The organism is Microbulbifer guangxiensis (assembly GCF_021729075.1).
GTDB classification, from domain to species: Bacteria; Pseudomonadota; Gammaproteobacteria; order Pseudomonadales; family Cellvibrionaceae; genus Microbulbifer; species Microbulbifer guangxiensis.
Genome location: NZ_JAJSAQ010000004.1, coordinates 436,078 through 456,760 on the forward strand (window position 1 = coordinate 436,078; position 20,683 = coordinate 456,760).

At 57.5% G+C, this 20,683-nt stretch carries 16 protein-coding genes; 12 read left to right on the forward strand and 4 right to left on the reverse strand.

Annotated elements, in window-relative coordinates:
- The first annotated feature begins 70 nt into the window (after positions 1-70).
- From coaBC to slmA, 4 genes are all read left to right on the forward strand, one after another.
- Entirely contained in the window at positions 71-1,282 is a 1,212-nt protein-coding gene (coaBC, locus tag LVD12_RS11595; RefSeq protein WP_237067870.1) for a bifunctional phosphopantothenoylcysteine decarboxylase/phosphopantothenate--cysteine ligase CoaBC, read from the forward strand.
- A 22-nt stretch (positions 1,283-1,304) separates the two neighbouring features.
- Entirely contained in the window at positions 1,305-3,623 is a 2,319-nt protein-coding gene (locus tag LVD12_RS11600) for a phosphomannomutase/phosphoglucomutase (RefSeq protein WP_237067871.1), read from the forward strand.
- A 58-nt stretch (positions 3,624-3,681) separates the two neighbouring features.
- Positions 3,682-4,584, forward strand: coding sequence for an acetylglutamate kinase (gene argB / locus LVD12_RS11605; RefSeq protein ID WP_237067872.1), 903 nt, complete (start codon positions 3,682-3,684; stop codon positions 4,582-4,584).
- 131 nt (positions 4,585-4,715) lie between these two features.
- Positions 4,716-5,327: a nucleoid occlusion factor SlmA gene (gene slmA, locus LVD12_RS11610; RefSeq protein ID WP_237067873.1), complete on the forward strand. Its 612-nt coding sequence runs from the start codon at positions 4,716-4,718 to the stop codon at positions 5,325-5,327.
- A gap of 71 nt (positions 5,328-5,398) precedes the next feature.
- Here the strand turns inward: slmA and LVD12_RS11615 are convergent, their stop codons facing one another.
- Positions 5,399-6,016, reverse strand: coding sequence for a hypothetical protein (locus LVD12_RS11615; protein WP_237067874.1), 618 nt, complete (start codon positions 6,014-6,016; stop codon positions 5,399-5,401).
- A 41-nt stretch (positions 6,017-6,057) separates the two neighbouring features.
- On the reverse strand, positions 6,058-6,714 hold the full coding sequence (pyrE, locus tag LVD12_RS11620; RefSeq protein ID WP_237067875.1) for an orotate phosphoribosyltransferase: 657 nt from the start codon (positions 6,712-6,714) through the stop codon (positions 6,058-6,060).
- 114 nt (positions 6,715-6,828) lie between these two features.
- Here pyrE and LVD12_RS11625 point away from each other — a divergent pair, with 114 nt between their 5' ends.
- Positions 6,829-7,596 carry an exodeoxyribonuclease III gene (locus tag LVD12_RS11625; protein ID WP_237067876.1) on the forward strand — a complete coding sequence of 256 codons (768 nt, stop codon included), beginning with the start codon at positions 6,829-6,831 and terminating at the stop codon, positions 7,594-7,596.
- Between the two features lie 48 nt (positions 7,597-7,644).
- Here the strand turns inward: LVD12_RS11625 and rph are convergent, their stop codons facing one another.
- Positions 7,645-8,364, reverse strand: coding sequence for a ribonuclease PH (rph, locus tag LVD12_RS11630; protein ID WP_237067877.1), 720 nt, complete (start codon positions 8,362-8,364; stop codon positions 7,645-7,647).
- A 125-nt stretch (positions 8,365-8,489) separates the two neighbouring features.
- Between rph and LVD12_RS11635 the strand changes: the two genes are divergently transcribed.
- The 5 genes from LVD12_RS11635 to LVD12_RS16265 all read left to right on the forward strand — a co-directional run bounded on the left by LVD12_RS11635 (position 8,490) and on the right by LVD12_RS16265 (position 14,387).
- Complete coding sequence (locus tag LVD12_RS11635) at positions 8,490-9,365, forward strand: YicC/YloC family endoribonuclease (protein WP_237067878.1); 876 nt, start codon at positions 8,490-8,492, stop codon at positions 9,363-9,365.
- A gap of 192 nt (positions 9,366-9,557) precedes the next feature.
- On the forward strand, positions 9,558-10,808 hold the full coding sequence (locus tag LVD12_RS11640; protein WP_237067879.1) for a tyrosine-type recombinase/integrase: 1,251 nt from the start codon (positions 9,558-9,560) through the stop codon (positions 10,806-10,808).
- Between the two features lie 32 nt (positions 10,809-10,840).
- Positions 10,841-11,590 (forward strand): hypothetical protein, encoded by a 750-nt coding sequence (locus LVD12_RS11645; RefSeq protein ID WP_237067880.1) that lies wholly within the window; start codon positions 10,841-10,843, stop codon positions 11,588-11,590.
- A 399-nt stretch (positions 11,591-11,989) separates the two neighbouring features.
- Positions 11,990-13,765, forward strand: coding sequence for a YfjI family protein (locus LVD12_RS11650; RefSeq protein ID WP_237067881.1), 1,776 nt, complete (start codon positions 11,990-11,992; stop codon positions 13,763-13,765).
- Between the two features lie 454 nt (positions 13,766-14,219).
- Positions 14,220-14,387: an HGGxSTG domain-containing protein gene (locus LVD12_RS16265; RefSeq protein WP_369413386.1), complete on the forward strand. Its 168-nt coding sequence runs from the start codon at positions 14,220-14,222 to the stop codon at positions 14,385-14,387.
- Positions 14,388-14,538: 151 nt separating this feature from the next.
- On the opposite strand, the gene LVD12_RS11655 is transcribed toward LVD12_RS16265, so the two are convergent.
- Positions 14,539-15,714 carry a hypothetical protein gene (locus LVD12_RS11655; protein WP_237067882.1) on the reverse strand — a complete coding sequence of 392 codons (1,176 nt, stop codon included), beginning with the start codon at positions 15,712-15,714 and terminating at the stop codon, positions 14,539-14,541.
- A 481-nt stretch (positions 15,715-16,195) separates the two neighbouring features.
- Here LVD12_RS11655 and LVD12_RS11660 point away from each other — a divergent pair, with 481 nt between their 5' ends.
- Positions 16,196-17,119: a helix-turn-helix transcriptional regulator gene (locus LVD12_RS11660; protein ID WP_237067883.1), complete on the forward strand. Its 924-nt coding sequence runs from the start codon at positions 16,196-16,198 to the stop codon at positions 17,117-17,119.
- Positions 17,120-17,130: 11 nt separating this feature from the next.
- A complete protein-coding gene (locus tag LVD12_RS11665) occupies positions 17,131-20,682 on the forward strand; it encodes a helicase-related protein (RefSeq protein WP_237067884.1) in 3,552 nt (1,183 codons plus the stop codon).
- The last annotated feature ends 1 nt before the right edge of the window (position 20,683 follow it).

The window sequence follows — 20,683 nt, forward strand, 5'->3', positions numbered from 1 at the left end:
CGCATGCCTGATAAGATATGGCGCATCAATGCTAATCTTACCCGTTCCCCCAACTCCGGAAACAGCACCCATGTCGTCTCTGGCCAAAAAACGCATCCTGCTGGGTATCAGCGGTGGCATTGCCGCCTATAAAAGTGCGGACCTGGTACGGCGCCTGAAAGAGCGCGGTGCCGATGTGCGCGTGGTCATGACCGCTGGCGCCCAGGAGTTCATCCGGCCGCTGACCTTCCAGGCCCTGTCCGGCAACCCGGTACACAGCGACCTGCTGGATCCCGCCGCCGAGGCCGCCATGGGCCACATCGAGCTGGCCAAGTGGGCGCAACTGATCCTGATCGCGCCGGCCAGTGCCCAGGTACTGGCCAAGCTGGCCGCCGGCATGGCCGACGACCTGCTCAGCACCCTGTGCCTGGCGAGCGAGGCGCCCCTGGCAGTGGCGCCGGCCATGAACCAGGCCATGTGGCGCCACCCGGCCACGGCAGCCAATGTGGACACCCTGCGCTCCCGCAACGTGCGCATCTGGGGCCCGGCCGCCGGCAGCCAGGCCTGTGGCGACGTCGGCCCCGGGCGCATGCTGGAGCCGGAAGCACTGGTGGCGGAGACAGAGTCCCTGCTGCAACCGGGTAGCGATCTGAAAGGCAGGCACTTTGCCATCACCGCCGGACCGACGCGGGAGTCCCTCGACCCGGTACGCTATCTCACCAACCACAGCTCGGGCAAAATGGGCTTTGCCCTGGCCGCCGCGGCACAGCGGGCGGGCGCCGAAGTCACGCTGATCGCCGGCCCGGTCAACCTGCCCACGCCCGAGGGCGTCAAGCGGGTCGATGTGGTGGATGCACGGCAGATGCAGGAGGCCGCCGAGCGCGCCGCGGACCTGTGCGATGTGTTCATCGCCGCCGCCGCGGTGGCCGACTTCCGGCCCGAGCGGGTGGCGCAGGAGAAAATCAAGAAGACCGATGACAACGAGCGCGACACGCTGGCGCTGGTCAAGAACCCGGATATCGTGGCCGGCATCGCCGCACGCAATAAACGAAGGCCCTTCACCGTCGGCTTTGCCGCAGAGACAGAAAAGGTCCTCGAGCACGCCACCGGCAAGCTGGCGCGCAAGAATCTGGACATGATCATCGCCAATGATGTCAGTGAAGTGGATAGCGGCTTCAACAGTGAGCGCAACCGGGTAACGGTGATCGACCCGGCAGGCAGCACCGAGCTGCCGTCTTCGTTGAAGACCGAACTGGCGGAACAGTTGATTCAAATGATCGCCGCACGGGCCTTTGCACCATAACAACAAGATTTCTGGATTTACCGTGGTTTCAAATTTTAAAAAAGCCTTTCCCCTGCATCGGCAACTGTTGTTGCCGGCGATGCTGTGCACGGCCGTATGGTTCGGCGGTGCCGCACTGCTGGACCGTTCGGTGGTCAGCCCATACAACACTGGCCGGGTAGCTGAGGCCGCAGCAGCATTGACACAGCGCGAGGCAGCCGAACTGGAGACAGCACTGCAGCGCGAGTCGCGGCAGCTGCAGGCGCTCGCCGCGGGCGGATTCCGCCAGACCACGGTCGAGCCGGCCCACGGCGCGGGCTCGGGGGAGCGGTTGCAGTACTTTGCGCCGGGCGACCTGCGCGTCGGCGCCGGCTCTGCCCCGGCCCTGAACTTCGCCCTGCTGGACCTGGTCAAGCGCACACTGGAAGACGGTCCACAGCCACTGGAGATTCTGCGCACCGGTAAAGGCGACAGCTGGCAGGTGCACCGCGCGACCTTGAGTGGCGATGGAGCACTGCTGCAGTCACATCCGTTTACCGCTGTACAAACGGTTCTCGAGGCAGCGGCCGGCAGCGACGGAGAATGGTTGCTGTTGCAGCAGTTTCCCGGCGGTCCGGCACAGACCCTCTGGCGCGCAGGCGAGGGCTCCGGGTCCCGGGCCGAGACCCCGGTGGCCGGCTCTCACCTGGCCCTGGCATTCCGGCCCGACGCTGACTTTGCCAGCCGCCACAGCATCAGTGCCGCCTGGCTGTACAGCATCGCGCTGCTCGGCTGGCTGGGCTCCCTCTTCGCCCTGTGGCGCTTCCTGCCCCAGTACACCGCAGCCCCCTGGGAGCGACAGGGTCAGCGCCCGCGCCAGGCCAGTGCCTCCGACCAACCCCGGGGCAGCAAAACTCCGGGCCCGGCAACACCGGCCATCCCGACCAGGTCTGTACCCGGTGCCGGAGAGTCCGTCCCGCTGCGGGAGCAATTGGGAGACAACATCGAATTCCCTCAGGGTGTATTCCGCGCTTACGACATTCGCGGCATCGCCGGTCCCGAGATCAACGAGCCCTTTGCCTACCAGCTGGGCCGTGCCCTGGGCACCCTGGCACGGCATGCGGGAGAAGAACTGCTGATGGTTGGTCGGGATGGCCGCAACAGCAGTGAACTGCTTTCGCGCTGCCTGGTGGAGGGCATTCTGGAAACCGGTTGCAGCTGCGTGGACCTGGGACTGGTGCCCTCACCGCTGCTGTATTTCGCCTGCGCCCGCGGTACCAACACCAGCAGCGGTGTGATCGTCACCGCCAGTCACAACCCGGCCGAATACAACGGCTTCAAGATTGTGATGAAGGGCCGGCCGATGGCGGAAGACAAGCTGCAGAAGCTGAAGACGCTGATGGAACAGGGGCCTTTCGATAGCGGTGAAGGCAGCTATCGCGAGCAGGATATCCGCGAGCACTATATCGAGGAAATCTTCAATGACGTGGCGCTGGCGGGGCAGCCGCACCTGGTCATCGACGCCGGTAATGGCGCCACCGCCAACCTCGCGCCCCAGCTGTTCGAACAGCTTGGCTGTCAGGTGACTCCGCTCTACTGCGAGGTGGACGGCAGCTTCCCCCATCATGCGCCGGATCCCTCGCGCCCCGAAAACCTGCAGGACCTTATCGCCATCGTGCGCGAAACCGGCGCTGACCTGGGTGTGGCCCTCGATGGCGATGGTGACCGGGTCACGCTGATTTCCAGTTCCGGTCGCATCGCCTGGGCAGACCAGCTGGTGATGCTGCTGGCCCGCGACGTACTGGCCCGCAATCCCGGCGAAGACATTGTCTTCGATGTGAAGTGCAGCCGCGCCCTGCGGGAGCTGGTCAACCAGTACGGCGGCCGCCCGGTGATGTGGAAGACCGGCCATGCACCGATGAAGACCAAGATGCTGGAAACCGGGGCGATCCTTGGCGGCGAGCTGTCCGGTCATATCTTTATCAAGGACCGGTGGTTCGGTTTCGATGACGGCATGTATGCCGCCGCGCGCGTGCTGGAGATCATGGCCCTGCGCGAGCAGAGCCTCGATGAGCTGCTGGACTCGCTGCCGCAGATGGTCAGCACCCCGGAAATCCTGCTGCCGGTCCCGGAGGAGGACAAGTTCCGGCTGGTGCAGGAGATCAGGGAGCGGGGCAATTTCGGCGAGGCCGATATCAATACCACCGACGGCCTGCGGATCGAATTCGCCGATGGCTGGGGCCTTGTGCGCGCCTCCAATACCGGCGCCGCCCTGACCTTGCGCTTCGAGGCGGATACCGAGGAAAACCTGCAGCGCATCTATGCCACGGTTGAAAAACAACTGCTGGCGGTTTCACCGCAGCTGGCACTGCCGAAACGATAAGGCCCGGGCGGGGAGCCAGCCCCGTCCCTGTTCACTGAATGGATAGGAAAGTCCGAGTATGTCACTGGATCACAAGTCCGCCCTCCGCGTCGCCCAGGTGCTCAATGAAGCGCTGCCCTATATCCAGCGCTTCACCGGCAAGACCGTGGTGGTCAAGTTTGGCGGCAATGCCATGGTGGACGAAGCGCTGCAGAACAGCTTTGCCCGCGACATCATCCTGATGAAACTGGTAGGTATGAATCCGGTGGTGGTGCATGGCGGCGGCCCACAAATCGGCGATCTGCTGCAGAAACTCAACATCGAGTCCCGATTCGTCGACGGCATGCGGGTGACCGATAGCGAAACCATGGATGTGGTGGAGATGGTGCTCGGCGGAACCGTCAACAAGCAGATCGTCAACCTGATCAACAACAACGGTGGCCGCGCTGTCGGTGTTACCGGCAAGGACGGCCTGCTGCTGCGCGCGAGAAAACTGCAGATGCAGAGCGAGTCCGCCGGCCTGCACGCCTCCGAGATCATCGATATCGGTCATGTGGGCGAGGTGGAGCACGTGGATACTGCGGTGATCGATATGCTGATCCATGGGGACTTTATCCCGGTGATCGCCCCGATCGGCGTCGGTGAGGACGGCGCGTCGTACAATATCAACGCCGACCTGGTGGCAGGCAAGATCGCCGAGTACCTGCATGCAGAAAAGCTGATGCTGCTCACCAATGTGGCCGGCCTGCAGGACAGGAATGGCGAGGTCCTGACCGGGCTCACCACCCTGCAGGTGGACGGACTGATCGCCGATGGCACAATCTACGGTGGCATGTTGCCGAAGATCGCCTGCGCACTCGATGCGGTGAAAGCAGGGGTTAACTCCGCCCATATCATCGATGGGCGGGTGCCTCACGCCGTGTTGCTGGAGATCTTCACCGATAGCGGTGTCGGCACCCTGATCACCGACAACGGCAAGTGATCCGCGCGCTACCCGCGCCAGTAATTGAAGCGACGCCGGTGAATCGTTAGGATTCCCGCGCCCGCCCCGCAAATCGCGGGGGCGATAACAAAAATCGATGTTCCCGGTCACGCCCGGGTAAAAGGCAGTCAATGAGCAGCGAAAAAATCAACCGGCGCCAACAGATCCTGCAGGCACTGGCCCATATGCTGGAGGCCAGCCCCGGAGCCCGCATCACCACCGCCGCACTGGCAAAAGAGGTCGGCTTCTCCGAGGCGGCCCTATACCGCCATTTCCCCAGCAAATCGAAGATGTTCGAGGGGCTGATCGAGTTCATCGAGGAAACCATTTTCAGCCGGGTGTCCCTGATCCTGCAGGACGAACCCTCGGCCCTGGCACGGTGTCAGAAAATCCTGCACCTGCTGCTGGCATTCTGCGAACGCAACCCCGGCATCACGCGCCTGCTCACTGGCGACGCCCTGACCGGTGAGACCGAGCGGTTGCACGGGCGCATCCTGCAGTTCTTCGATCGTCTGGAAACCCAGCTCAAGCAGATATTGCGTGAAGCGGAACTGCGGGAGCAGCTGCGTCCCGCCATTCCCCTCGGCAGTGCTGCCAACCTGCTCCTCGCCTGTGCTGAAGGCCGCATCGTCCAGTACGTGCGCAGTGGCTTCAAACGCAAGCCTACCGATTACTGGGCGGAGCAGTGGCCGGTACTGGTGGCTGGATTCTTCCGCGAACCGGCCCTGGCGACGGCCCGCTGAGAGCCCGATCGAGAGAACAGGCAACGGTGGGGGACAGACGGTAGGAAAGAAAGGAGGGTGCCGGCAGGAGGCTACTTGCCGGCGAGCTGGGTAAAGCGCTCTGCAGCGCGATCGAATTCCCGCGCAATACGGGAGGCCTCTTTTTCACGGTGGCGCATGCGCTCGTTGAGTACTTTGACTTCCTCGCGCAGATCGGCGATCCGCTTCACCAGCTCGGGGGACACTTCGTCACCGTTGCGCTGAATGCGGGCTGCCTTTGCCTCTTCCTGGTCGATCTGCTGCTCGAGGCTGGAGAGGTTAGAGCGCATCAACGCCATATCCTGCTTCGCAATGGCCATTTTTCGACTCTTGGCGCTCTCGATATCCGCCAGGCTGCTGTAGCGGCGCAGCAACTCGGCATCCGCCTGACGCTGAGCCTCCTGCTTTCTCTTCCGCGCCAGCTCCTCACCACTCAGCTGCGGCGGTACCACCTCCAGCACCCTGCCCGAGGGCGTCAGGACCTCATAGCCCCCCGGGGCATAGCGCGGCGGCACCACATCGTCGAGCACCTGTATGCCGTGCTCATTGGTGTAGCGGAACAGCACCTCCCCTTTACCGGGCAGGGCACTGTCCCCCTCGGCACTGCTGGCCGGGCCAGAGGTCATCAACCCCAGCCAGCCGGCGACAACAATGTAACGGGCAAGCCTCATCGTGCTTCTCACTAATCTGGGCGCGCCGGGGTATCCGCCCCTCAGGCCCGCCTGGCAACGCCATAGCGCTGCCGGTATTCGACAATTCTTTCCAGAGTATCCCCTTCCTCCGGGGCTTCCTCAAGGTAGCTGATGATGTCATCGAGCTCCACAATGCTGATTACGGGGACGCCGTATTCACTCTCCACCTGCTGGATCGCAGACTGCTCCGTCTCTTCGCCGGCCCGCTCCTGACGGTTGAGGCCGATCACGACCCCCGCCGGTTCCGCGCCCTGCGCCCGGATAATATCCATGACCTCGCGCACCGCCGTTCCTGCAGTAATAACGTCATCGATGATCAAAATCTTGCCTTCCAGCGACGCACCCACTAAGGTTCCGCCTTCGCCGTGATCCTTGGCCTCCTTGCGGTTGTAACAGAAGGGCTTGTCGACGCCTTTCTGCGCGAGCGCCACGGCGGTCACCGCTCCGAGCGGAATACCCTTGTAGGCCGGCCCGAAAATGACATCGAACTCCACGCCAGAGGCGAGAATCGCTTCAGCGTAGGCCTGCCCCAGTGCCGCCAGAGCTGCACCGGAATGAAACCGGCCGGCATTGAAAAAATAGGGGCTACGGCGACCCGATTTCAGGGTGAACTCACCAAAACACAGCACCTGATGATCCAGGGCCAGTTGGATAAAATCGCGCTGATACTGCTGCATGGAAATTTGGAAACTATTGGCTAAGGTGAAGGAAGACCTCCGCACGGGAAGCTGCGGGAGGGGTATGCACATAATGTTACTAATGATACACAGTCCGCTGGTAAGGGGCTAATAATGCGAATCGTGAGCTTGTCTGTTGACGGCATTCACCAGGCGGCGCAGCGCGGCCTCTACGACTGGCTGGCGGAACAGGACGCGGACATCATCTGCCTGCAGGATTTGCGTTCCCTCGAGCCCGAACTGGACCACCCCGTCTTTCATCCCGACGGCTATTACAGTTACTTCTTTGATTCCGGTACACCCCACGAGAACGGCGTGGCCATCTACACCCGCAACCAGCCCAAGGCCATCATCTTCGGCATGGGCTTTGCCAACGGTGAGGATATGTATGGCCGCTACCTGCAGGCGGACTTCGAGCGCCTGAGCGTCGGCTCCCTGCTGGCCCCGGTAGCCACCGACGAGGCCTCCCTGGAGAAGAAGGTCCAGTTCTTCGATGACATGCAGGCGCACCTGATCAAGATCAGCCGTAAGCGCCGGGATTTCATCTTCTGTGGAAACTGGGGCATGGCCCACCGCCGCGCTGACGTGGAGAACTGGCAGGATCACCAGGACACCCCAGGCTTCATGCGCCACGAGCAGCGCTGGCTCGACCAGCTGTTCAACGAGATCGGTTACGTGGACGCCTTCCGCAAGGTGGTGAAGGATGCGGACGAGTTCAGCTGGTGGCCAAGTGGCACGGTGGGTGAGGGTGACGGCTGGCGCACCGATATGCAGGTGGTATCGGCAACGCTGAAGAACCGCATCGAGTACGGCGCCATCAACAAGAACGTGAGTTTTTCCAGTCACCTGCCGGTGATCATGGATTACGACCTGGAAGTCTGATTGACCAAAAGGGCGGCACCTGCCGCCCATTCTTGATCTTCCCTTCTGCTATTCCGCCAGCGCCTTGCGCTGAATCTCGATCAGCTCGTCGATCCCTGACTTGCCCAGTGCCAGCATCTGGGCAAACTGCTTCTCGGTAAAGGGCGCACCCTCCGCCGTACCCTGCACTTCGATCATGCCGCCGTCCGCTGCCATGACCAGGTTCATATCGGTATCGGCGCGGCTGTCCTCCGGATAGTCCAAGTCCAGAACCGGCTCGCCCTCATAGATGCCCACGGAAACCGCAGCCACCAGGTTCAGCAACGGATCGGTGGCAATCATCTTCTCCCGCTGCATGAAGCGCAGCGCGTCTACCAGCGCCACGCAGGCTCCGGTAATCGCCGCCGTACGGGTGCCGCCATCCGCCTGGATCACATCGCAGTCGAGTGTGATCTGGTTTTCCCCCAAGAGCTTCAGGTCCACCGCCGCGCGCAGAGAGCGGCCAATGAGGCGCTGGATCTCCACCGTGCGCCCGCCCTGCTTGCCACGGGCCGCCTCCCGCGCCATGCGCGATCCGGTGGAGCGGGGCAGCATGCCGTATTCCGCCGTAATCCAGCCACTGCCCTGGCCACGCAGGAAACGCGGCACCTCGTCCGCCACAGACGCGGTGCACAGCACCTTGGTGTCCCCGAATTCCACCAGCACAGATCCCTCCGCATGGCGGGTGTAATTGCGCGAGAGGCGCACCGGGCGCAGTTGCTCTGGCTTGCGGCCACTGGGTCGCTGCATGAATTCACCTCGAAAAATTGTCTTGAAAACCGACAGTATACCCCCTGGGCCGGGGGCGCCCGAGCCCGCCGGGCCCTGTGCTATGATGCCCGGCCAGCTCCAACAAGCCCGCAGGGAAGAATATTATGGCCAGTAAAACCGTGCGCAGCATGACCGCTTTCGGTCGCGCCGAATCCTCCTACGATTCCGGTATCGCCACCTGGGAACTGCGCTCGGTCAACCACCGCTACCTGGAGCCGCATTTCCGCCTGCCGGAAGCGGCACGCCCGCTGGAAAGCCAGCTGCGCGAGCGCCTGCGCAAACAGCTTGCTCGCGGCAAACTGGAACTGACGCTCTCCCTCAAGGCCAACCCGGGCCAGGAAACGACACTGCAGGTGGACGAAGATCTCGCCCGCGCCGTCGTCGATGCCGCCATGCGTGTAACCCCCGGCAGTGAGAGCCTGCCCCTCAACCCCTTGCAGGTCCTGCAGTGGCCCGGCGTTATCGCCGAGCCCGAAACCGATGCCGAGGCCCAGTCCCGCGCCATCCTCGAGGCGTTCGATGCGGCGCTGTCACAGCTCAGCGACAACCGAGCCCGCGAGGGTGCCGAACTGCGGCGCTTTATCGAACAGCGCCTCGACGCCATCAGCGCGCAGGTAGCGGGTGTGCGGGAAATGCTGCCACAGATCCTGGAGGCCCAGCGCGAAAAACTGCGCACGCGCCTCGAGGAACTGCTGGCGGAACTGGATCCGGAGCGCATCGAGCAGGAAATTGTATTGCTGGCACAGAAAGCGGACGTGGACGAGGAACTGGACCGGCTCGATGCCCATGTCACCGAGGCCCGACGCGTCCTCGCCGGTGGCGGCCCCATCGGCCGACGCCTGGATTTCCTGATGCAGGAATTCAACCGCGAGGCCAACACCCTCTCATCCAAATCCGTGGTCACCGACACCACCCAGGCGGCGGTAGAACTGAAGGTGTTGATCGAGCAGATGCGCGAACAGGTGCAAAACATTGAATAACCTCTATGGTCATTTTGGCCAATCTCAGAGCACCCCACAAAGCGAAGCCTGACAAGGGATACCACGGTATTTAGCTCTAGACTCGTCCAATAAGCCCCCTCATAATCTGGTACATTCTCGAGGAAAAGGTGTACCAAAGGGTGTACCAAGCTTTCCATACTTACGCTTGGTACACCCATATGGGGAGAAATGGTGGGCGCTCTCAACGACCTGGATTTACGACGCTGGCTTGCCAGCCGGGAATTTTCCGAAGGGAAATCCGATAAGCTGAACGGCCTATATTGGGTATTCCGGAAATCATTCAAAGACCCTAAATGGCGGTTAAGGTACAAGTTTCGCGGTAAGCCACGCGTCATGTGGCTGGGTACCTACCCTGCCATGACGCTGGCCGAGGCCCGCCGGGAAGCGAAGCGGCTTCATGCCCGCATCACACTCGGTCATGATGTCGCCCAAGAAAAACAGGAACGCATCCGCGACAGCAAGGCAAAGGACGAAGCTGACCGGCTTGCGCTAACATTTTCAGAATTGGCTGATGAATGGTTTGAAAAAACTGTTTGGCAGCGCCACCTGCAAGGCAACTACAAACATCCCCACATCCCCCGGCGCAATCTAGACAAGTATGTTCTGCCGCTCATCGGCACTCTACGGGCGGAAGATGTCAAACCCCACCATATCGACACCATCCTGACAAAGGCTGCCTCTGGCGCACCCACTGTGGCAAACAGGCTCTCAGGTATGCTGAAGGCCATATTTAACTTTGCAGTTAAGCGCCACGTGCTGGAGTACAACCCAGCCGCAGCCTTTGGTATTGAGGATGCCGGCGGCACGCGCAAGGCCAGGAATCGCTGGTTGACGCGACCGGAGCTGGCTGAGCTGTTCAGAGCTATGCGATCCACGAAAAGCCTAGGTCGCCAAAATGAGCTGGCACTCAAGTTGCTGCTGTTGCTCGGCGGACGAAAAATGGAGCTCCAAAAAGCTCGCTGGGAGGATATCGACCTTGAAGAGGGAATCTGGTTGATGCGGCAAGACAATAAATCTGGCAGGGAGCTGGCCATCCCGCTTCCTACAGTCGCGATCGAATGGCTACATGAACTCAAACACTATGCCGGTCGCAGTAACTGGGTTTTCCCTGCCAGAAAGATGCAGGATAAAGCTACTCCTCACATCTCACCAGACACCTTGAATCGTGCACTCGACAGGCTGCGCGAGAACATCGATGGGGTAGAGCACTTCACCATTCACGACTTGCGTCGCACCGCACGCACTCATCTCGCAGAACTCGGAGTCAAGCGTGATGTTGCCGAAATGTGCTTAAACCACGCGATTAAAGGCGTTGAAGGCGTCTACAACCAATACACCTATTTCGAGGAGCGGAAAGACGCACTAAATCGCTGGGCTAGCCTACTTACCGCCCTGGAACAGGGCAGTAAATACAATGTTTGACACCAATGTTCAGCTAACAGGGTTGGCGAAGTATGCCCGTAGATCTTAGCAAAGAATGGCCTTCCACCGAATCTGCGAGAAAAGCCGTTTTTCCAAGCAGCCAGCGGGAGGCACTGAAAAAGTATCCTGCATGGGTACCAATGTTTGCACTAAGGAAGCTCAGCCGAGGAATTCCTTCAGACGACATGTTCATGCTCACACTTCATGAGCTATGCACCAATCCGGACATGGAAACAGTGTGGCGGCGCCTACATAAAAGGGATAAAGAAATGGGATGTCCGTCATCGCGCGGCCTACCTACGGCGGTATATCAGGGACTGTATGGCTACAATGAAGAACTCGAAGAACTTGCTCCCAAAAAGCAACTCTCTGAGAATAAGCGCATTCATAAGTTAGCCGCTGATCTGGCTGACGGGCTAAAAAAATATGGCATCGACCGCGCCGTATTGTCGATGTTTACGGACGATGAACTGGATTCCCTGTTCCCCGAACTGGACCCCCTAGAGCGTCACTGGTCCGTACAGGACATATCCTCTCCGACATTAGTAGACCTATTAACTCGAATCATACTAGAGCTCGACTCTAGGCCTCTACATGCGAGAACACTGATCAAAAAAAACCCAACACACACTGACCGGGTACGCCTAATCAGACATTTAGGGGAGTTCTTCGAAAGACGATACCAAGAGCAACTCCTGGAGGTAATCTCGCTGATCGTTAAAGTTTTTTTGAAAGTGAACCTACAAAATGCGGAGGTTTCGCGAATACTGCTCAAGTATTAAGCACCTAGATCATAGAACCTCAGAAAGCTAGTTACACTTTTTGAGCCGTATGATCCGAATCCACAACTGCCTCTTCATCCTCCAATAAATAACCATAAACACTCCTTGACACCAATAGTCTCTTTCTAGGAGTGCTTACATGACTACAGAACAGACCCCTTTTATAGAACCTGTCACGGATCAGGCTGATCAGACAAATGTCGATCGGAACAGATTGATTACTTCAAGAGCGGGAGCTGAAGAGCTAACCATAGGGCACAGCACATTCCTTGCTCACGTCCAAAATGGACGCCTCCCAAAACCAATAAAACTGGGGCCAAGAACCAGTCGCTGGTTACTCGGCGATATCCTAGATTTCAAGGCGCGATTGATCGAAGAGTCACGGGGGGAGACCTGAAAATGAGGAACCTCGAAAGCGCCGCAGTACAGGACGCTCCCGAAACCACCTTCCGCTGCACCCCTAACAGACAACAGGTTGAGTGCGAATCCAGCACCGCGCGCAACCTGACAACCGCATGGAGCGCCGATAAACGCGCATGTAGACAGACCCAGGAATGGCTACAGTCGAAGTTTGCGGATATCGCTATACACCCAGTTTGTGACGATCGATTGCGCAGCCCTAACGGAGCACAGCTAACACGCTCGGGCCCTGCCTATGCTTTCAGCCGCTGCGGGCAATACGCGGCACTACTTGCAGAAACCGGTATCGAATATTTCCAGTGCCCTGACGGAGACAGCTCCGGAGCGAGACCTTTTCAGCTAATGATCGAGACGGAAGTGCAAAACCTTCCGCTATCGGTCGCCCAGCCCACTGATTCACCTGAATCACGCGCTGGGCTGAGCTTTAAACCAAAGGAGAAATTTCCTGCAGAAGCTTTAGGAGGGGTACTCGGTGCCGCTGCTATTGAAATCGCTGAGGCTGTTCAGGCACCGGTAGAACTTGCTGCTCAGTCAATACTAGGTGTTGCCTCACTGGCATCACAGCGTATCGGGAATGTTATCCACCCTGAAACCAGGGCCACAATCCCATTGTCACTGTTTCTCCTTTCATTGGCTGACAGTGGTGATCGAAAAACGGCCTGTGACCGCATGGCATCAGTCGGCATAAAGGAATACGAACATGAACTTTACAAGGTCTATCAACAGGAATACTCCCAACATCTTGAACGGATAAAGGATGGAGAAACATCACTGGCACCGCCAGTTGAAGCCAGCCTTATCATTCAGGAACCGACACTAGAGGGGCTTCAAAAGGCATTCGTGAATGGCCAACCCTCGCAGGCTCTACTCAACGACGAAGCCGGGGGCTTTTTTGGTGGTCATGCAATGAAGCCAGAGAATGCCGCCAAAACCATAACGGGCCTGTCAAAATTCTGGGACGGAGATGATATCAAGCGAACGCGAGTCAGCGAGCGCATTATGCTGACGAATCGCCGCTTGACCGTGCATCTGCTTATTCAGACTGCAATAGCTGAGGCCATTCTGCGGGATCCTCTATTGCAGCAACAGGGGATCTTGGCGAGATTTCTTGTGTGTACTGTCGATTCTATCGCCGGCAGCCGGCTTATCGATCGCAATCAGCCGCGGGTGACAGATAACTCGCGAAAGGCTTTTCACCACAAGGTGAGAGAGCTGCTGCGCCGGAGCTGGGAGAGAGATTTTACTGGAGGGGTTATTCTCCCCAATATTGAGCTTTCTCGCGAAGCTGATCAGGCCTGGGTGAAGTTCTACAACGATACTGAAATCCGCCTAGCACCTGGAGGCGAGCTAGAACTTATAAAGCCGTTCACAGCCAAAGCCGCTGAGCACGCGCTACGGATCTCCGCGATTTTTGCGATCTTCGACGGGCAAGAGCAAATAACCGTCGAGGCCATGTCGCGCGCGATACTATTGACCAATTTTTATCTTAACTCGACGTTACGATTAGCTCAGGAGCGGGAGGCGCAATCAACTGAGGTGGAAGCTCAAAAATTCCTTGAGTGGGCCACCGATGCGTATAACGGCACCGTCACAATAGAGCAGATAGACAAATTATCGCCACGCGGGCTCCGGCTTCGTAAGAACAGGAAACACCTGCGTGCGAAGATGGAACTGTATTGTGAGCTCGGCCTTCTGCGCCAGGTATCTACAGACAGCCGCGGCAATCCAAATAGCTGGGAGGTGGTTAATGCTTGAACTGCCTCCCGTCGATCAGGGCAAAGAGTGTTTTCGCCATGAACATTCGCTGATTGAAGAGTGGCTCCTGTGGCTCAATGGCTCAAAGTCAGAGTTTTCGGAGCCCCTCGCGGCTCCGGATATGGCTCATATCTGGCTCGAGACAAGCTTGTATTGCCCAAGCCGCTCCAAAATAGCCAAGCGGGAGCCACTCCAGAATTCCGCGAGCCCGCATGACAGCTAAAAAGAGCCAGAGAGCCAAAAGAGCCAAGGAGTTCATATGCCGAGGAATGCTTTTTTTGGGACGCCTGAGCTCAGGAAGAAGCTAAAAGCCTACTATCGCCAACTCCGCCAGATCTGGAAGATCCATGCTGCACTACTGAATTACGGTGAAAGTGCCGGGCTATATGTGGGAAGCATTCAGCCACTCTCTGGCGGGCCCCTGCTACCTGCCTTCCCAGAGGAGTGCAAAGGGATGCTTTGCGGCGCAAAGACACGCTCCGGGCGCCCCTGCCGTAACGACGGTACTCTCTTTGCAAACGGCCGGTGTAAATTACATGGAGGGCTAAGTACAGGTCCGAAATCAGCAGAGGGCAAGCGTAAAAGTGCGCAAAATGGTTGGTCGCCAAAGCGAACCCCATGAAGTGTTGGTTTTTATTGGTCTAGAAATTATCTGGATCAAGCTTGTCGAATAATTGCTCTCCCACGCGGCCAGCATGTTTCGCTAGTAGAGATTAGCGAAGTCCTGCCGCATTATCCGCTCTTCATTATTGATGTCGGGAAAGCCCACATCATTAACTCCCGAATGCTTCCTTCGGCTCGCTGCGCGGACAATCGACTTTCCACTTTTGCGTAGCAGTCCGGGCTTTCCGGTAGTCTGACGGAGTCATGCCAGCCTTGCGCAAGATATTTATCAACTCGTTGCCTTGCACGTTCTTGTCATGCTCATTCGGAAATTTCACTTTCTCTCCGTTGTCGATCCGGTAGTAGTCATGATCCGTATGCGATAGCTTCTTTCCTGCTAGGTACTGCTCGATGAATAACCGGAATTCTTTGAGTTTAACCCCAAGAAAAGGCCTCACTCGCTTCGCATAACCCGTCACCTTCAATACGTAGACGGGACATTTCTGGTGCCCAACTGCTGGATGGCGCGCATCCGCTGGCCGGATACTTGGTCCAATCACCGCTCTGCTTCCTCTTGCCGTGAGCAGCACCGCTATGTAAGGATCCACGCCGTTTACGATAGCTCCTGCTAGCAGGGCCTCCCGATTAGCCCGTTCTGGTGCTTCGAAAAGAAAATCACTGTAAGGTTCAGGGCTCTTTTTAAATAAATTTTTAATCAGGCGGCCAGCCCTGCTGCCATCACTTAACTTTCGAGATCGTAATCTGGAATAAGCATAGTGATTCGCGAGGCTCTCTTCGTAATCGTACTCGCAGAAAATAAGGTTGCGGCAACTTGCCAGATAATGCTCGTAGCGCTTTATGCGGTTGCGGGCAGGTAATACTTCCTGCCCAAGCGCCCATACATCTACCCAGAAGTGATAGCGCTCGTGTGCAACCAGGGTATCGATCGCTAATTTATGCAGTTCATTTGGTGAAAGACCTACTGTAACTGCCGCATATTCCGCTCTAATCGCACTAATACCGACATCAAATAGGAAGATTCCCCATTTTCCTCGACACGGCGGCCTGTTCCGAAACCGAAATGACTTATAGAACGCCAACACATCAATACCACTATTCCGATGTGCTTCACGGCCAGCCTCGATATCTTCCTCAGCCAATGCTTCATCGGGTAAGGGGGAATAGTCTGCCTCCGGATCGATCTCAGTTGGCTGACCGTCAATTTCCGCCCCTTCAAGCGGAAAGGTCGTAGGCTCTAAGTCATCCGGCAAAGGGGGAAAATCCGGATTCTCTTTGAGCTCCCTAAGCCAAGGCTCCGCCACGTCGGCAAAATCGTCACTTGCCATCTAACTTTCCCTGTCAATACAAAAGCTGTTAAAGAGCTATCAACGATAGCTCGTGCGCCGGCTCCGCCGTCGCCTTTGCCGGGCCGGGTGTGTAAAAGCGCCGCATCATACGGCCATATCTCTGCTCATCAGGCGGGTGAGCAGCATATCGCGAGCTTAAGCTTCAAATTTCATAGGGGCGTTTGCGCAGGCCCCAGATCCACAGCAGGGCGAGCACATTCAGCGAGAAACAGCAGCAGCCGAATACGAACCCCATGAATACTAGGCAAAACTCACAGCCGGCGAGCCATCCATTGCTGGTGCCAGCCGATAACCCCTCCATTCGTACGGATGGAGATTCACGAGCTACCGATAGCCTGGCACCTTAATCATCATCATTTTGATGATGTCACCACATATTATTGACACTAACATGGCACGAACACTATGATCACGATTAATTTCAGCACAATTCAAGGCCGCAGGTTTGACAGGTGGAAAGATGGGGTCAGCGCCTCTAGATGACGTCAACCAAGCGCAGCAAGAGCGCCTCTTCCACATTGATTTCAAACTACGGTTTTTCGGCGCGGTAAACCGTGCCGATCTGGTCACCCGCTTCGGCATCAAAGCGGCAGCAGCCACCCGCGACCTGTCTCTCTACAAGGAACTGGCCTCCAAGAATCTCGTGTACGACACCAAGGCCAAAACTTATATCCAGTCCGATTTCTTCAAACCAATATTCGACTATTCGCAAAATCAGGCACTAACCGCACTTTGCTACGGGCTGGGCGATGACTACGTAGGCTCCCATCAAGCGTTGATTAGCGCCGAAACACCGACACAGCTTAATGCCCCCCAGATGGACATTCTTGCCAAGGTCAGCCAATCCATCTACCAAAAGCGAGCCCTGCGAATTCGGTACCGCTCCTTGTCCAGCGGGCTAAGCACCCGCGAGATCGTTCCCTTTGCCTTGGTGGATAATGGCTTGCGGTGGCATGTCCGCGCCTATGACCGCAAGCGCGAGCGCTTCTCTGACTTTGTTATCAGTCGCATCAGCAAACCCGAACTTTGCAAAAGTTACGCAATAGCGGCCAACGAGACCAAAGAGGCGGATATTCAATGGAATCGCATCGTCGAGATGCACCTAGTACCGCACCCGCGCCTGCAATACCCAGAGACCATTGAATACGAATATGGCATGCAGAATGGCATGTTGAAGGTAAACATACGCGCCGCAGTAGCGGGTTACGTATTGCGGCGATGGAACGTCGACTGTTCTGAGAATCATGCGCTGAAAGGTGCCGAGTACCACCTGTGGCTGAAAAACCGGCAAACGCTCTACGGCGTTGAGAATTTGGTGTTGGCGCCAGGCTATAGCGAGGACGCCTTGGATTCACAGAAACCTCAAGGTCAGGGCGAAGATTAAGAGGGAGCAAAATGTTAAAGCTCGAAGACATCAAAATAGGTGCTCAGGTCCGGGGCATACAAGGCGACGAGGTTGTGCGCATTGTCCAGGTGGAACCCGCTGACGACGATGCTCTCACCGTGTACTACAAGGACAGCCAAGGCCGGGTGGCGGAGCAAATGCTCTTTCGAGTGGACGAATCCAGGCTCGAGCTAGCTGAGGCAGGCCGATCCTGGGCCTTCGATGCGCCGGGTGCAGACTTCAAACTGGGATTGGAGGCCTACCGGATTTCTCAGGCTGCCCTTTTCGATCCTATGATGGCTGTCCACACCTCCAATGTGGAGCCGCTACCGCACCAGATTTCTGCCGTCTACGAGTCCATGCTCCCTCGCCAGCCTTTGCGTTACGTGCTAGCCGATGATCCCGGCGCCGGCAAGACCATCATGGCCGGTCTTCTGATTCGCGAACTTCTGATGCGCGCGGACGCCAAACGTATCTTGATCGTCTCGCCCGGTGGCCTTACCGAGCAGTGGCAGGATGAATTACTGGAAAAATTCGGCGTTGTGTTTGAGATCTTTAGTCGTGAAAAACAGGAGCAATGCGCCTCCGGAAACTACTTCGACGAGCAGGACCAACTGATCTGTCGCCTCGATCAGCTGTCACGCAACGAGGAGTATCAAGACAAGCTCAAGAACACTGAGTGGGATCTGATCATCGTCGACGAGGCCCACAAGCTTTCCGCAAACTACTTTGGCAACAAGGTCAACAAAACCAAACGCTTTCTTTTGGGTGAACTCCTAGGTTCTATCACTCGTCACTTCCTGTTGATGACCGCTACCCCCCACAACGGCAAGGAAGAAGACTTCCAGATTTGGCTCTCCCTGCTAGATGCAGACCGCTTCTACGGCAAATTCCGCGAAGGCGCTCACAAGGTAGATGTCTCCGACATGATGCGCCGGATGGTCAAGGAGGAGCTGCTCAAGTTTGATGGCACGCCCTTGTTCCCCGAACGTTGCGCTTACAGCGCCAACTATGAGCTGTCCGATGCAGAAGCCGCGCTTTATGCGGCCGTAACGGATTACGTTCGTAACGAAATGAATCGGGCCGACAACCTCGACGGCAAGAGGAAAGGGAATGTCGGATTTGCATTAACCATGCTCCAACGCCGCCTTGCTTCCAGCCCTGAGGCAATTTTTCAGTCCCTCCAGCGCCGCCGCAAGCGCCTCGAATCACGACTGGAAGAGATGAAACTGGTTGCGCGCGGCCACAGTGTCCAGAACGGTGTGGCTGCAACACTTGGCGAATACACGGTCAAGCGCCAACTCGATCTACCAGACAACTTCGATGAATTGGACGAAGAACTTAGCGCCGAGGAGTACGAACTCTACGCCGATCAGGTTGTTGATCAGGCCACTGCGGCAGAAACCATCCCCGAACTGGAAGCGGAAATCCTGATCCTCAAAGACTTGGAGTACCAAGCGTTGAGCGTGGTGCAATCCGGTAATGACAAAAAGTGGGAAGAGCTCTCCCACCTGCTTCAAGACCGGCCTGAGATGTATAACGAATCCGGCGGTCGCCGCAAGCTGATCATCTTCACCGAGCACAAGGACACTCTGAATTACCTAGTGGGCCGCATCGGTGGCCTGTTGGGCAGGCCGGAGGCAGTAATTACTATCCACGGTGGTACCAATCGCGACGATCGACGCAAGGTGCAGGAAGAATTTCGCAACAACCGGGATGTACAGGTGCTGGTGGCCACCGACGCCGCGGGTGAAGGTGTGAACCTGCAAAACGCTAATCTGATGGTCAATTACGACCTGCCCTGGAACCCCAACCGCCTGGAACAGCGCTTTGGCCGCATCCACCGTATCGGCCAGACCGAGGTCTGCCACCTGTGGAATCTAATTGCCATGGAGACCCGGGAGGGCGAAGTCTTTCAGAAGCTGTTCGAGAAGCTCGAGGTTGAGAAGCAGGCTCTGGGTGGCAAGGTATTCGACATCCTCGGTGAAGCCTTCGAAAACCGCTCATTAAAAGAACTGCTGGTCGAAGCCATTCGCTACGGTGAATCACCAGAGGTCAAAGCCAAACTCAACCAGGTGATCGACGGGGCACTGGATACCAACCACCTGAAAGAAATTCTGCGCCGCAACGCCCTGGTTGAGCAGCACATGAGCCTAGAGGACCTCTATGCCGTCAAGGAGGAGATGGAAAAGGCAGAGGCGCGCAAGTTGCAACCCTACTTCATCCGCGCCTTCTTCACAGAGGCATTCCAGAGACTCAATGGCGAATTACGGCCTCGTGAAGTCGGTCGTTACGAAGTGCGCCACGTGCCAGCCGCCATCCGTGAACGCGACCGCGTAATAGGTGAATCCCGCACCCCGGTGCTGAAAAAGTACGAACGCATCTGCTTTGAAAAGCAGTTGGTGCGGGTGCATGGTAAACCCATGGCTGACCTGATCCACCCCGGCCACCCGCTAATGCATGCCACCACGGATCTGGTCCTATCCGACCACCGGAGCAAACTGAAGCAAGGTGCCGTGCTGGTTGACCCGAATGATGACGGGCAGCAGCCAAAGATCCTATTTATGGTCGACCACTCCGTCCGTGAGGGGCTTTCAGAAAAAGAGGGGCGCAAGCCTCACATCGCCTCGCGCCGGCTGCAGTTTGTAGAGATCGATAGCCAAGGGCACACCTACCACGCAGGTTGGGCGCCCCACCTGGACCTGCAACCCATCGACGACCTTGACCGGAAGCTCATTCAGGACATCCTCGACGCCCCCTGGATCAACGCCAACCTGGAAGGTCAGGCACTGAATCATGCTTCGCGGCATCTTGTGCCGGAGCACTACCAAGAGGTCAAAGCCCGACGCGAACGTCAGGCCGACAAGGTACTGGCGGCAGTCAACGAGCGCCTGGTAAAGGAAATCAACTACTGGTCCGATCGCTACATAAAGCTCAGTGACGATGTCGCAGCCGGCAAACAGCCACGCATGCAGCCGGAAATGGCCAGACGCAGGGTGGATGAACTCACCGAACGTTTGGCCCAGCGTAAGCGGGAACTAGAGGCCTTGAAGAATGTTGTCTCAAGTACGCCCATAGTGATCGGCGGTGCCTTGGTGATCCCCCAAGGCCTACTTGCCCAACGCAAGGGCGAAACCACCTTCTGCGCGGATGCCGAAGCACGATCACGTATCGAAATGGTGGCAATGAACGCGGTAATAGCAACAGAACGCGGGTTTGGTCATGAGGTGAAGGACGTCTCCGCAGAAAAATGCGGCTGGGACGTTACGGCGAGGCCGCCATCGAATCCTGATGGCTCCATAGCTCCTGACCGCCATATCGAAGTCAAGGGCCGCGCCAAGGGTCAGAGCACCATTACCGTCAGTCGCAACGAGATCATCTATGCGCTGAACCAAGCGGAGAAGTTTTTATTGGCCATCGTGATTGTCGATGGTGACAGTCATGAAGGGCCTTATTACATCCGCAACCCCTTTAGCACTGAGCCAGATTTTGGCGTGGCCAGCATCAATTACGACCTGAGCGATCTGTTTTCTAAGGCAGTACCGCCAGAACACACAATTTAAG

Coding starts and splice junctions, on each gene's coding strand:
- LVD12_RS11660 (WP_237067883.1), top strand. CDS start 16,196: ATGGGGTCAGCGCCTCTAGATGACGTCAACCAAGCGCAGCAAGAGCGC.
- LVD12_RS11655 (WP_237067882.1), bottom strand. CDS start 15,714: ATGGCAAGTGACGATTTTGCCGACGTGGCGGAGCCTTGGCTTAGGGAG.
- rph (WP_237067877.1), bottom strand. CDS start 8,364: ATGCAGCGACCCAGTGGCCGCAAGCCAGAGCAACTGCGCCCGGTGCGC.
- LVD12_RS11635 (WP_237067878.1), top strand. CDS start 8,490: ATGGCCAGTAAAACCGTGCGCAGCATGACCGCTTTCGGTCGCGCCGAA.
- LVD12_RS11625 (WP_237067876.1), top strand. CDS start 6,829: ATGCGAATCGTGAGCTTGTCTGTTGACGGCATTCACCAGGCGGCGCAG.
- LVD12_RS11615 (WP_237067874.1), bottom strand. CDS start 6,016: ATGAGGCTTGCCCGTTACATTGTTGTCGCCGGCTGGCTGGGGTTGATG.
- LVD12_RS11645 (WP_237067880.1), top strand. CDS start 10,841: ATGCCCGTAGATCTTAGCAAAGAATGGCCTTCCACCGAATCTGCGAGA.
- slmA (WP_237067873.1), top strand. CDS start 4,716: ATGAGCAGCGAAAAAATCAACCGGCGCCAACAGATCCTGCAGGCACTG.
- pyrE (WP_237067875.1), bottom strand. CDS start 6,714: ATGCAGCAGTATCAGCGCGATTTTATCCAACTGGCCCTGGATCATCAG.
- LVD12_RS16265 (WP_369413386.1), top strand. CDS start 14,220: ATGCTTTGCGGCGCAAAGACACGCTCCGGGCGCCCCTGCCGTAACGAC.
- LVD12_RS11650 (WP_237067881.1), top strand. CDS start 11,990: ATGAGGAACCTCGAAAGCGCCGCAGTACAGGACGCTCCCGAAACCACC.
- LVD12_RS11665 (WP_237067884.1), top strand. CDS start 17,131: ATGTTAAAGCTCGAAGACATCAAAATAGGTGCTCAGGTCCGGGGCATA.
- argB (WP_237067872.1), top strand. CDS start 3,682: ATGTCACTGGATCACAAGTCCGCCCTCCGCGTCGCCCAGGTGCTCAAT.
- coaBC (WP_237067870.1), top strand. CDS start 71: ATGTCGTCTCTGGCCAAAAAACGCATCCTGCTGGGTATCAGCGGTGGC.